The following is a 12379-nucleotide window of genomic DNA, read 5'->3' as shown; positions in this document are numbered from 1 at the left end:
AATGATTAATGCATAAAAAAACGCGCCTTGGGGGGCGCGTTTTTTGTTGAGCGAGCGTCGCTCTTGCGACTAGTTGTCGATACTGATGAGTTCAACATCAAAAATCAGTACCGAGCCGCCCTCAATTTTACCCGTTGCACGGTTGCCATAGGCGAGCGTGCTTGGGATAAAGAAACGATACTTGTCGCCAACACTCATCAATTGTACTCCTTCGGTCCACCCTTTAATCACCCGATTAAGCGGGAAAGCGATGGGCTCACCGCGCTCAACTGAGCTGTCAAAGACTGTGCCGTCGATTAAGGTGCCGTGATAATGCACCGTCACGGTATCGCTGGCTTTGGGATGGACGTTACCTTCTCCTTTAGCCAGTACTTGATATTGCAGGCCTGATAAGGTCTCGACCACGCCCGGTTGGTTTTTATTGTCGGCTAAAAATTTCTGGCCAATTTCGATATTTTTTTTGGCCGCTTTTTGGTTGTTCATGCTGCTGTAGAAGTAGAACAACACTCCAGCAATAACGACAACCGCTAATAACATTCTCATAGTCAATTCTTCTGGTTAACCCTGGCGCCATGATAACCAATCTCTTAGGCTAAATATAGCTATCTCATCGGTATAAACTATTGAAAATGGGTTACCTTAACCATTGCTTAAGCATGGCTTGGCCATTATCTGTCACCAGCCAGATAAGCAAGCTGCTGTTTAATAGCACCATTAGCCATAAGCCAAGACGAAAGGTCACTTTTTTAGATTTGTGCCTCAATGAATGTTGGCCGAGCAGGGCACCAGGCCAGCCACCAATGAGTGCTAAGAGTTGTAAACTATTTTCTTTGATGCGCCACTGCCCGGTTTGCGCCGCCTGTTTATCTTGGGCGTAAGCAAGGTACGTGATTAGGCTAACAAGGAGATAATAGAGTATTAAGCCAATAGGTAGGCGTTGCATTAGGCTGGCAAAGAACAGACCGCTAAACAAGGCGCCAATCAGCAGTAACCTAAACCCGAGTTGTCCACCAAAGCGAGAGGGGGCCTTGTGTTTATGCCGTTTAGCTTTGGTGTTAATCTTGCCTCTGCGCTGATACACGGGCGCGCCCTTATCATCGACGATGAGGGCGCAGCTGCGCCCCTGCTTGTCTTTTGCTGTTTGGTAATGCAATTTAACACCGACTTTGGGCGCTGTAGCCTGCGCCCCTAAGCTACTGATATGGAGAAACAGTCGTTCGTTGCCATTATCGGGTTGAATAAAGCCATAACCCTTGTCGTTATTCCAATTAACGAGTGTGCCTGTTAGTGGTCTCAATGGGGTACCTACATCCTGTATGGGGTAATGAGGAAGCTAGCGCCTAAGCCGCCGCTTTTGGGGTGGGTTTGGCCGAGATCCACAGTTTGATATGTCCTTTTACAACGACAACATCATCTTGATCATAAGCGGTCACGGGCACCAATAGATCGCCCTCAACCCATTGCTCAGGTTGTACCACAGCTTCGCAGCGGATGTCACTGCCCGCCTTTGCGGTATAGTCGACACTCATCCCTTTGGGGATCCACCTTAGGTGCGCCGGAATAGAGGCCTCAGCCATCACCCCCATGGCCATTTCTAAGCCATTACAGATGGCGATAACATGCACGGTCTGAATATGATTGTGCACCGCCTTACGTTTTTTGATCAGGCATTGGCAGTAATTGGGGCGTAACTCGGTGATCAACGGGCGTATGGTGCCAAAATAGGGGGCCATGCGTGCCACCATGATTGAGAACAGCTTATTGCCAAGGGGGAGTTTGCTCAGCCTGTGGTAGAGGCGCATAACTTTGGTGGGTTTCTGTTTCATTATGAGTGTCTATGATTATATTTATCTGGTCTGATGAGTGCCTAGGTTAGCCTAATCACAATTAGTTAACAATAGGGGCTAGTTAACAATTGGGGCGCAGTAGAGCGGCCGCAGAGATGATTAAAACTGAATAAAACAAAGTTCATTTCCACTTGCTTCGTGAGCATGGGTATAATCCCCCACAGAGGCTCCAGAGCCTAAGCATTAATCATTAACATAAGGATTTTGAGTGAAATACCTGCTGACTTATTTAAAGGGCATGGCGATGGGCGCCGCCGACGTGGTGCCGGGCGTATCTGGCGGTACTATCGCGTTTATTACCGGAATTTTAGACACCCTACTGGAGAGTATCCGCCGCATTAACCCTAATCTGATTAAGCTCGTTCGTCAGCAGGGCATTAAGGCCGCGTTTGAACATATCAATGGCCCATTTTTACTCGCGGTATTCGGCGGTATTTTAACCAGTATCTTTACCTTGGCTAAATTGATCACCTATCTGCTGGTGGCTCACCCAATCCCTGTGTGGTCGTTTTTCTTCGGCCTGATCATTATCTCTGTGGTGCATATGTTAAAGCAGGTACAGGGTTTTAGTCTGGTGCGTTTGGCCTTGTTTGTAATGGGCGCTGTATTTGCGTGGGGCATCACCATGCTTAACCCTATCGCAATGGAGATGACCTACTTAAATGTCTTTATTGGCGGCTGTATTGCGATTTGCGCCATGCTGTTACCGGGGATCTCCGGCAGCTTTATTTTGCTGCTACTGGGCCTGTATACCTCGGTGCTGAGCGCGGCCAAGAATATCGATATCGCTGTGTTGGCGACCTTTGCGGCGGGCTGTATTGTTGGTTTGCTGTCATTTAGTCATCTCTTATCGGCATTACTGCGTAAGTATCATGACGCCACATTGATTTTTTTGACCGGTTTGATGCTGGGCACCTTAGGTAAAATTTGGCCATGGAAACAAGTGCTGACGTGGCGCACTAACTCCCATGGAGAACAAGTGCCACTGCTAGAGCAAAACTTATCACCCATGCAGTTTGAAGCCGTGACTGGCCAGCCATCACAGTTTATCTGGGCGCTTGTGGCCATGTGTACCGGTATCGCTTTGGTGTGGGCGCTGGAATACTTTGCGGGAAGGAAACGTTGAGTTAAAACATAAGCCGTTAGCCATTGTTGGCTCAATGGTAACAGTTTATCAGTGGAGCAAGGATGAGGCGTGTCATTACGCAACACTTTAACAATAGCGCTCAAGGTTAGCTTGAGCGCTAGGCCGACTTCGTTTAATAGGATTGAGTTAACCCGCTTGGCGTGAGTTGTCGGTGGTTTTTTTATCATAGTATTCGAACGGAAATACATTACGAATACGCTGGGTAATGCTATCCCCCACATTGGCCGAAACATGTAAGCGAACATCGCCCGCTTTTTCAGCGCGCACCACACAGGTAAGTTTTTCAGCCTTGGCGATCGCCCTGCATTCACGCAGGAACTTTTCGGGGATCTTGCCTTTGTGTTCAGTCAGGCGGCCCTGTTTAAAATGCATCTCAAATAGGGTGAGTCCCTTCTTACCGCTAAAAATAAGTTTATATACCAACATTAAACCGACAAGAATAAAGATAACTTTGAGTACTGTCGCTGTCATGCTAACTCCTTATTGCACTTTTTAATCAAGATACTCCCGCTGGCGGTTTTTTCATAGCGCTGCAGATCAACTTTTTAAAAGATGGCTATACTTATTTTTTCCTGCTTAGGTTGCCGCTTTTGCGGCGTACTTTGCCAATAGGTAGGGTTATGAGTAACACCAGTGGCGAGTGTGGATTGGTGGTTTACAGGGAGCGATTTACATCACTTAAGGATGACATGATGCAACTTTCTAATGCACGCCGCTGGGCGCAGTTATGTGAACAACAAGCCGAATTGGTAGAGCGTCTATCTACGACTTTTCCAGAGCGAAAACAGCATCATGAACAACTTGGGGGCGAGTGGCGTTTACTGGCCGATAAGATCCGTAATGGTGAAAGCCCTAAATTAACCGACTAGCGTTACTGGTGAATGTACTGAGTGAAAGATAAAAAACCGCCAAATGGCGGTTTTTTGATGGGCAATGAGTGCAGTGCTGCACTTCATATCAGGTTAAGCGCTTAAAAAGCGTAACTTGCCGAGACTAAGAAAGTACTGTCATTACGGAAGCTGCCTTCATCAAATTGGTACTCGCTATCGATATCGTTATCTAACCAAGCGGCAGATAAGCCGATGCCAGCAAGCTCTGTTGAGACACCAATTGAGTAGTCAACATATTTACCCATATCATCATCTGGCGCATCACCAAAGTTGTAGCCTACATGCAAGTCTAGGCTCCAGTTGTCGGCGAATTCCCAGCCGTAGTTGAGTTCAGTGTAGTGGTAGTCTAAGTCACTTCCGCCGTAGTCATTGGTGTACCAATAGGCTGCATGAAAGTCGGCAAAATAGAAACCGACTGAGCCTTCAAGGTAATCTTGTGAGACATCATCACCTGGGTAGGTGTAGTAGAGTAAAGTCACGTCATACTCGACTTCTTCACCAATGGCTCCAGCGTAGCCCGCATAGAGATCGACCTCTATGTCGGCGCCATTACCATCTTCTGGATCATCAAAATCAACATTACTGCCCCAAGCGCCTACAAAGAAGCCGCTGTCCATGCTGTAATCGATACCAGCTTGTATGGCAAAATCGCCAGCCGATTGTGACACGCCACGAAAGCGGTAGTCGTTTGTAACACTCACTTCGCCAGACACTTCAGCGTGCGCTATTGGTGAGAGTAGCGCTGCTGTTAAGGTCAAAGCCGCCGCTTGGGCAATCCGTTTCTTATTAAATTTTTTATGCACGGTAATTTCTCCATTTCACTTTGTTGACATGGGTATTTTTAAACGAGTAAAAATACCAAATTTAGCCAAACAACAGCTGCTATTGCTGAGACATCATGGCGATTACTCACAATCGAACTCAGTTACTTCGGTTCAAAAATGACGTAAATTTTTCTACATTGTTCAATCACTTTCCACACGCCAGAGAAGCCTGCTGGGATCACAAAACGATCGCCTTTGGTCACGGTTATGCTATTGCCTAGGCTGTCGGTGATCTCGCTGCTACCCGCTAAAATTTCGCAATATTCGTGCTCAGTGTAATTGACCTTCCAACTGCCTTTTTCACCTTGCCATACACCCGTGTGAAACTGATCGCATGGGCTGGAATAATGATTTTCAAGCTGTTGTTTTGGGTCGCCAGAGAGCACTTTTTCTTTGGCTACATCATAGTGCTCAACCTGAGTGCTATGTAGAGCAAGATTTATGATGGCATCGACTTGTTTTGTCATTACATCTCCAATGGTTAAACATATACAGGTGCAGCGAGAACTGCACCCTTTTTTTAATTGTTTTATAGGTTTATTTCATTGTTGGCATAACAAATTCAGCCTGCGCTTCTTTCGGTTTAGGCCAGCGAGCGGTGATCGCTTTACGCTTGGTATAAAAACGTACGCCATCGGGGCCATGCATGTGCAGTGGTCCAAATAAAGAGCGTTTCCAGCCGCCAAAACTATGGAATGCCATTGGCACAGGGATCGGCACATTGACACCGACCATGCCCACCTGAACGTGGTGACAGAAATGGCGCGCCGCTTCGCCGCTTTGGGTAAAGATGGCGGTGCCGTTACCAAACTCATGATCGTTGATCAGCTGTAGGGCTTGGGCATAATCTTTAACGCGCACAATGGCCAGTACTGGGCCAAAGATCTCCTCTTTATAAATGGTCATCTCCGGTGTGACGTGGTCAAACAGGCAGCCCCCGAGGAAATAACCCTGCTGGTGATCGGCAACGCTCAATTGACGGCCATCGGCAAGCAGTGTCGCGCCTTCGGCCACACCGATATCGACATAGCTGCGAACCTTATCAAGATGCTGCGCCGACACGAGCGGCCCCATATCCATATCGGCTTCTAGACCATTACCCACTCGTAACGCCTTAATTTGCGGCAGCAGTTTGTCGACTAATGCATCCCCGGCATCACCTACAGCGAGTACCACCGAAATGGCCATGCAGCGCTCTCCTGCTGAGCCGTAGGCCGCGCCCATCAATGCGCTTACCGCTTGGTCAAGATCGGCATCTGGCATCAATAACATGTGATTTTTAGCGCCGCCCAAGGCTTGGACGCGCTTGCCATGTTTCGAGGCAGTTTCATAGATATATTGCGCAATAGGGGTTGAACCCACAAAGCTGACCGCCTGAACATCTTGATGGGTTAACAGGGTATCGACCGCCTCTTTATCGCCATTGACGACATTAAATACGCCATCAGGTAAACCCGCTTCGCTAAGCAGTTCGGCCATGCGCATCACTGAGCTGGGATCTTTTTCTGACGGCTTCATGATAAAGGTGTTGCCTGCGGCGATGGCGATTGGGAACATCCACATGGGCACCATGACAGGGAAGTTAAAGGGGGCAATGCCGGCCACCACACCTAAGGATTGATTGAGTGTCCATGCATCGACGCCACCACCGACTTGCTCGGTATGCTCGCCTTTTAACAGGTGGGGGATACCACAGGCAAATTCGACCACTTCCAAACCACGGATGATTTCGCCCTTGGCGTCATCGAGTACTTTGCCGTGTTCGCGGGTGATCATCGCCGCGAGTTCATCCATATTGGCTTCGACTAAGGCTTTAAACTTAAATAAGATGCGTGAGCGATTCAGCGGCGTCATCTGTGACCAAGGGCCATGGGCTTTCTTCGCCAGCTCAATGGCGCCGGCCACTTCTGCAGCGCTGGCTAACGAGACACTGGCTTTTTGTTCGCCAGTGGCGGGTTCAAATACGGCGCTTGAGCGCTCACTCTGGTTACTGTGCTGTCCGTTGATGTAATGGTTTATCTGTTGCATAACACTGGTATTCCTAAAAAATGGGATAAAATGGATTCGATGGACGCTGGCCTATTAGCCCACCGCAGTAATGGCATCACTGAGCGTATTGACCATGTGGTCTATCTGCTGTTTATCGACAATCAGTGGCGGTGACAGGGCGATAATATCGCCAGTCGCTCTGACTAAGGTGCCGTTATTGAAGCAGGTTTCAAAAATGCCAAAGCCACGTTTGCCTATGCCTTTTTCGCTTGGACTAAATTGCAGACCAGCGACAAGGCCGGTATTGCGAATGTCGATAAGATTGGGCAGCCCTTTTAAGCTATGCACCGCCTGTTCAAAATAATCTTCAAGTGAGCGCGAGCGAGCAAAGAGTTGCTCCTCTTGATAAATATCGAGCGTGGCTAATGCCGCAGCCGCAGCTACTGGGTGGCCTGAGTAGGTGTAGCCATGGAACAGCTCAATGGCACCTTCAGGTGCATCCATGCTGGCATCATAAATCGCATCATCAATCAGCACCGCGCCCATGGGAATGGTGCCATTATTGAGTGCTTTTGCCGTGGTGATCATGTCGGGTTTGACATCCCAGCGCTGGCTGGCAAAGGCATCGCCTACGCGGCCAAAACCGGTGATCACTTCATCAAAAATTAATAAGATGCCATGCTTTTTAGTGATTTCACGTAGCCGTTTAAGGTAACCCTGTGGCGGTAAAATCACCCCTGCAGAGCCTGACATTGGCTCGACAATCACAGCCGCGATATTTTCAGCACCATGCAAGGTAACCAATTGCTCTAAGACATCGGCTTTTTCTGCTCCGGTTTCGGGCAGCCCTTTACAAAAGGCATTGGTGTTGATGTCTAGGGTGTGGGGCAGGTGATCGACCCCTTGCAGTAATTGCTGGCTAAAGGTACGGCGGTTACCGCCGATGCCGCCGACGGAAATCCCACCAAAGCCGACGCCATGGTAGCCCAACTCTCGTCCGATAAAGCGGGTGCGAGTGGCTTCACCTCGGGCACGGTGATAATTGAGGGCAATCTTCAATGCCGTATCTACTGACTCAGAGCCTGAGTTGGTAAAGAACACTTTATTGATGCCAGCGGGCGCGATATCGGCAAGGCGCTCGGCTAGCTGGAATGCCAGAGGATGGCCCATCTGAAACGAGGGGGCGTAATCCATTTCGTGGATCTGTTTGCTCACCGCCTCAGAAATCGCCTTGCGGCCATGTCCTGCGTTGCAACACCACAGGCCAGCAGTTCCGTCGAGCACGGCACGGCCGTGCACATCGGTGTAATACATACCTTCTGCTTGAGCAAGTAATCGCGGGCTTTGTTTAAACTGCCTATTGGCGGTAAATGGCATCCAATAGTGGTCGAGTGTTTGCCCTGTCTTATTATCGTGTTCCATATCATTTACCTTGGTTCGGTTTATTTGTTGTTTTTTTGAGTGGTCGATATTTGCTATGCTATGTCAGAAATAATGAACATGAAAGTGATTTGTGCATTATTTGTAGCGAAAAATATCTTTTTGTAAAAAATATTGAAATTTTATTAACGAAAGGCGTAATCTAGGCAGCCAAGACGCGCACTAATGTGCAAAGGGTGCGCTGCAAATTGATTGTAACTATCGTAATGATGATTTATCACCCGCTAAGAGGTCAGAATGAGTACTCCCCAAAGTCGAGAACAGTGGCAGCAGATGGCAGATTCGCTATCAATTAATGGTCAGGCATTTATCAATGGCGAATATTGCGCTGCGGTGTCTGGTGAGACGTTTGATTGTATTAGCCCGATTGATGGCAAGGTGTTGGCGCAAGTAGCCAGTTGCGATCTTGCCGATGCCGATATTGCCGTGGCCAGTGGTAGAGCCGTGTTTGAACGCGGTGATTGGTCACAGATGGCGCCCGTTAAACGTAAGCAGGTAATGATTCGTTTTGCTTCACTGCTTGAGCAACATCAAGATGAATTAGCCTTATTAGAAACCTTAGATATGGGTAAGCCTATTCGCTATTCTACTTGCGTGGATGTTGCTGGCGCCGCTAGAGCGCTGCGATGGTCGGGAGAGGCGGTTGATAAAATTTACGATGAAATTGCGCCAACGGCTCATAACGAAATAGGCATGATCACCCGCGAAGCCGTGGGCGTTGTCGCGGCCATTGTGCCGTGGAATTTTCCGTTGTTAATGGCCTGCTGGAAACTCGGCCCTGCGCTGGCAACCGGTAACAGTGTGGTATTAAAACCATCAGAAAAATCACCGTTAACCGCTATTCGTGTGGCACAGCTAGCCATCGAGGCCGGGATCCCTAAGGGGGTGCTCAATGTGTTACCAGGGTTCGGGCACACTGTGGGTAAGGCGTTAGCCTTGCATATGGATGTTGATACCTTAGTGTTTACTGGCTCAACTAAAATAGCCAAGCAATTAATGATTTATGCTGGCGAGTCTAATATGAAGCGAGTCTGGTTAGAGGCGGGGGGCAAGAGTCCTAATATCGTCTTTAACGATGCGCCTAATTTGCAAGAAGCGGCCATTGCCGCAGCGTCGGCCATTGCATTTAATCAGGGCGAAGTGTGCACCGCTGGCTCTCGTTTGCTGGTGGAAGCTGGGGTTAAGGATGAGTTGATAGCCTTGATTGCTGCCGAGATGCAAGCATGGCAACCGGGTCATCCTCTCGATCCTGACACCACTTGTGGCGCGGTTGTTGACCAGCAGCAGCTCGATAACGTATTGGCCTATATCCGCTCTGGTGTTGCCGAAGGAGCAAGCTTAGTGCAAGGCGGCGAGCAGGTGATGGCTGAGTCGGGTGGCGTGTATGTGGCGCCAACCATCTTTGCCGATGTAAACAATCAGATGACCATCGCCAAAGAGGAGATCTTTGGTCCTGTGTTGTCTGTGATAAGTTTTGAGGGCATGGATGAAGCCATTCGTATTGCCAATGACACCATCTATGGGCTGGCCGCAGGCGTATGGACTAGCGATATCAGCAAGGCACATAAAACCGCCAAGGCACTGCGCAGTGGCATGGTTTGGATTAACCATTACGATGGTGGCGATATGACGGCGCCATTTGGTGGCTATAAACAGTCGGGCAATGGTCGTGACAAGTCGCTGCATGCATTTGATAAATATACTGAAATCAAGGCTACCTGGATTGCGCTTTAAGTAAAAAGCCTTACTTAACATCGTCAGTTGCTCAGCCACTCGCTCAGCACTTTCTGGTGCTAACCCCGTAACCGCACGCTAGCATCATGCATAGTGTGCGGTTTTTTATGGTGAGCATTTACATCCCACTAGGGACAGTGGCAGATTGTATGCCTAACAGTTGATACCGAGATTGTTATTGGCATTTTTTGCTTGTAGCTACCTAGGTTATTCGTATATGTTGCCAAACAGTCACCAGTTTAATTGGCCAAAGCCTGTTTGGAGTCACAATGCAATACCCTTTAGTTAGCACTGCCTGGCTTGAAGCTAATCTATTTGAAGCAGGTGTCATTATTCTCGACGCCAGTATGGATAACGTCATAGGTAAGACGCCTATTGTTTACGATAAATTTATCGCTATACCGAGAGCGCAGAAAATCGATTTAGAAACGGTGTTTTGCGACACCACCTCAGCACAAGTGCATGCCATGCCTAGCGTCGAGCAGTTTAATCAAGGTATTGCCAATTTAGGTATCGACAGTGATAGCACTGTGGTTATCTATGATAATCAAGGTATTTATTCATCACCACGGGCCTGGTGGATGTTTAAAGTGATGGGGTTTGAGCGTGTGTTTGTGCTCGATGGTGGCTTACCGCAGTGGCTGCTTGAGGGGCGCACCACGGTTGAGCAGTATCACCAACACCCACATCAAGGTAATTTCAAAGGCCAATATCAAGCGGGCTTAGTATGCGATATGGCATATGTGTTAGCGCGATTTGATGCCGACAATGCACAAGTGTTTGATGCCCGCGCCGCCGAACGTTTCAATGGTGAAATGGCAGAGCCTCGTGCCAATGTACGTAGTGGTCATATCCCAGGTTCGATTAATCTGCCATTTAGTCAGGTGCTTGATGGGCATAAATTACAAGCAACGCCAGTGTTACAGACGTTATTTGCTCAGCAAGAGAGTGGCGATAACATCGAGCGAATTTTTAGCTGTGGCTCTGGCATCACCGCCTGCATATTGATATTGGCCGCTGTGGCATCGGGTTGCCCTAAAACCGTGCTCTATGATGGCTCTTGGACCGAGTGGGGCAGTCATCATCACTTGCCCATTAGCCCCTGTGCACCTGTTATCGTCCCCGACGCTTAAAATAGATCCTTAAATCTGTGGTACAGCATACCGGCAGCCAGCATGGGCGACCTAAAGGTCGGCCCACCAGGAAAAGTCATATGCTGCACTTTATCAAAAATATCAAACCGTTCAGCCTGGGCCGTTAGTGCTTCACTGATCAGTTTAGCTGCCATATGGGTGGCGTTAACCCCATGGCCAGCATAGGCCTGCGCGTAGAGAATATTGGGGCAGTCGGGGAGGCGTCCTATTTGCGGTAAACGATTAGCGCCAATGCCTATCATCCCCCCCCATTCGTAGTCAATTTTGACCCCTTTTAACTGTGGAAAGACCTTTTCTAAGTTGGGGCGCAGTGCGGCATTAATGTCTTTAGGATCTTTACCCGAATAGGTGCACAGGCCGCCGAATAGTAAGCGATTATCTTGTGATAAATGAAAGTAATCTAAATCGATACGCAGATCGGCAAAGGCCATATTTTTGGGGATGATCTCGTCACACTGTGCCTGAGTTAGAGGTTCGGTCGCCAGTAAATAACTGCCAGCGGGCAACACTTTACCGCCGACATAACTTTCCAGTTTATGGCCAATATAGGCATTGCCTGCCAGCACCACATATTGACAATCCACTTGCCCCTGTTCGGTGATGACTGTCGGGCGTTCGCCCTTGATAATGTTTGTGGCGGCGCTGTATTCAAACATCTGCACGCCCAAAGCACGAGCCACCCGCGCCTCGCCCAACGCCAGATTAAGAGGATGTAGATGACCACTGTTCATGTCGACCAGCGCGCCAATGTAACAGTCCGAGCCAATCACCTCTTTGATTTGGTGCTGCTGTAGCAGCGAGAATCCTTCACCGCGACCTTGATCCACCATCTCTTGATAATCCGCTTCAAGCTCTGTCATGTGACGAGGCTTTGTGGCGAGATCGCAATAACCCATCTGTAGGTTACAGTCGATATTATGCTGTTTGACGCGGTTTTTGACGATATCGACGGCTTCAAAGCCCATCTCATGGATAGCCTGTACCCCTTCGGTACCGATTTCGTTTCTAAATTGGTCAACGTTGTGGCCTATGCCGCGGATCAATTCACCGCCATTTCGACCCGATGCACCCCACCCAATGCGTTTGGCTTCCAGTAAAGCCACACTAAAGCCTTTTTGAGCCAGTTCAATGGCAGTATTGATACCGCTAAAGCCGCCGCCAACGACGCAGACATCAACCTTGATATGTTCGGTCAGTTTAGGCAGTGGCTCTAATGCATTAGCCGTGGCGAAGTAGTAAGACTGGGGGTAATTGTCACTGTGGATCGGCGGTTTGCTAGACATTGTGGCTCCTGAATCGCTTTTTATTGTTGTTATTCGACTTAATCGACCCGAGGAAGAGTGTACTTTTAGCT

The 12379-nt window shown here is 48.7% G+C and carries 13 protein-coding genes; 4 read left to right on the top strand and 9 right to left on the bottom strand.

The window, feature by feature from the left end; all coding sequences use genetic code 11:
• Positions 1–69: 69 nt before the first annotated feature.
• The 3 genes from bamJ to AC5YB1_RS15710 form a co-directional block, all read right to left on the bottom strand.
• Complete coding sequence (gene bamJ, locus AC5YB1_RS15720) at positions 70–543, bottom strand: BamJ family beta-barrel-assembly machinery protein (RefSeq protein ID WP_494519935.1); 474 nt, start codon at positions 541–543, stop codon at positions 70–72.
• A gap of 91 nt (positions 544–634) precedes the next feature.
• Positions 635–1297, bottom strand: coding sequence for a DUF1294 domain-containing protein (locus AC5YB1_RS15715; protein ID WP_494519934.1), 663 nt, complete (start codon positions 1295–1297; stop codon positions 635–637).
• Positions 1298–1340: 43 nt separating this feature from the next.
• Positions 1341–1826 carry a hotdog fold domain-containing protein gene (locus AC5YB1_RS15710; RefSeq protein WP_494519933.1) on the bottom strand — a complete coding sequence of 162 codons (486 nt, stop codon included), beginning with the start codon at positions 1824–1826 and terminating at the stop codon, positions 1341–1343.
• 229 nt (positions 1827–2055) lie between these two features.
• Here AC5YB1_RS15710 and AC5YB1_RS15705 point away from each other — a divergent pair, with 229 nt between their 5' ends.
• Positions 2056–2973, top strand: coding sequence for a polyprenyl-phosphate transporter (locus AC5YB1_RS15705; RefSeq protein WP_494519932.1), 918 nt, complete (start codon positions 2056–2058; stop codon positions 2971–2973).
• A gap of 147 nt (positions 2974–3120) precedes the next feature.
• Here the strand turns inward: AC5YB1_RS15705 and AC5YB1_RS15700 are convergent, their stop codons facing one another.
• Positions 3121–3465: a DUF3634 family protein gene (locus AC5YB1_RS15700; protein WP_475515989.1), complete on the bottom strand. Its 345-nt coding sequence runs from the start codon at positions 3463–3465 to the stop codon at positions 3121–3123.
• A gap of 218 nt (positions 3466–3683) precedes the next feature.
• Between AC5YB1_RS15700 and AC5YB1_RS15695 the strand changes: the two genes are divergently transcribed.
• Entirely contained in the window at positions 3684–3863 is a 180-nt protein-coding gene (locus tag AC5YB1_RS15695; protein ID WP_494519931.1) for a hypothetical protein, read from the top strand.
• A gap of 101 nt (positions 3864–3964) precedes the next feature.
• Here AC5YB1_RS15695 and AC5YB1_RS15690 read toward each other — a convergent pair whose 3' ends face one another.
• The 4 genes from AC5YB1_RS15690 to aptA form a co-directional block, all read right to left on the bottom strand.
• A complete protein-coding gene (locus AC5YB1_RS15690; RefSeq protein ID WP_475515991.1) occupies positions 3965–4687 on the bottom strand; it encodes a TorF family putative porin in 723 nt (240 codons plus the stop codon).
• A gap of 122 nt (positions 4688–4809) precedes the next feature.
• Positions 4810–5175, bottom strand: coding sequence for a cupin domain-containing protein (locus tag AC5YB1_RS15685; protein ID WP_475515992.1), 366 nt, complete (start codon positions 5173–5175; stop codon positions 4810–4812).
• 70 nt (positions 5176–5245) lie between these two features.
• Positions 5246–6736 carry a CoA-acylating methylmalonate-semialdehyde dehydrogenase gene (locus AC5YB1_RS15680; RefSeq protein ID WP_475515993.1) on the bottom strand — a complete coding sequence of 497 codons (1491 nt, stop codon included), beginning with the start codon at positions 6734–6736 and terminating at the stop codon, positions 5246–5248.
• A gap of 54 nt (positions 6737–6790) precedes the next feature.
• Positions 6791–8119 (bottom strand): omega-aminotransferase AptA, encoded by a 1329-nt coding sequence (aptA, locus tag AC5YB1_RS15675; RefSeq protein WP_475515994.1) that lies wholly within the window; start codon positions 8117–8119, stop codon positions 6791–6793.
• Between the two features lie 255 nt (positions 8120–8374).
• Between aptA and AC5YB1_RS15670 the strand changes: the two genes are divergently transcribed.
• Both AC5YB1_RS15670 and AC5YB1_RS15665 read left to right on the top strand, forming a co-directional pair.
• Complete coding sequence (locus tag AC5YB1_RS15670) at positions 8375–9871, top strand: aldehyde dehydrogenase (protein WP_494519930.1); 1497 nt, start codon at positions 8375–8377, stop codon at positions 9869–9871.
• A 269-nt stretch (positions 9872–10140) separates the two neighbouring features.
• Positions 10141–11004 (top strand): sulfurtransferase, encoded by an 864-nt coding sequence (locus tag AC5YB1_RS15665; RefSeq protein ID WP_494519929.1) that lies wholly within the window; start codon positions 10141–10143, stop codon positions 11002–11004.
• On the opposite strand, the gene AC5YB1_RS15660 is transcribed toward AC5YB1_RS15665, so the two are convergent.
• Complete coding sequence (locus AC5YB1_RS15660) at positions 11001–12308, bottom strand: NAD(P)/FAD-dependent oxidoreductase (protein ID WP_494519928.1); 1308 nt, start codon at positions 12306–12308, stop codon at positions 11001–11003. The genes AC5YB1_RS15665 and AC5YB1_RS15660 overlap by 4 nt on opposite strands.
• Positions 12309–12379 lie beyond the last annotated feature (71 nt).

It is taken from the genome of Shewanella sp. 433 (assembly GCF_059338565.1).
Note: the sequence above shows the minus strand (reverse complement) of the source record. Positions and strands in the feature narration are given on the sequence as shown.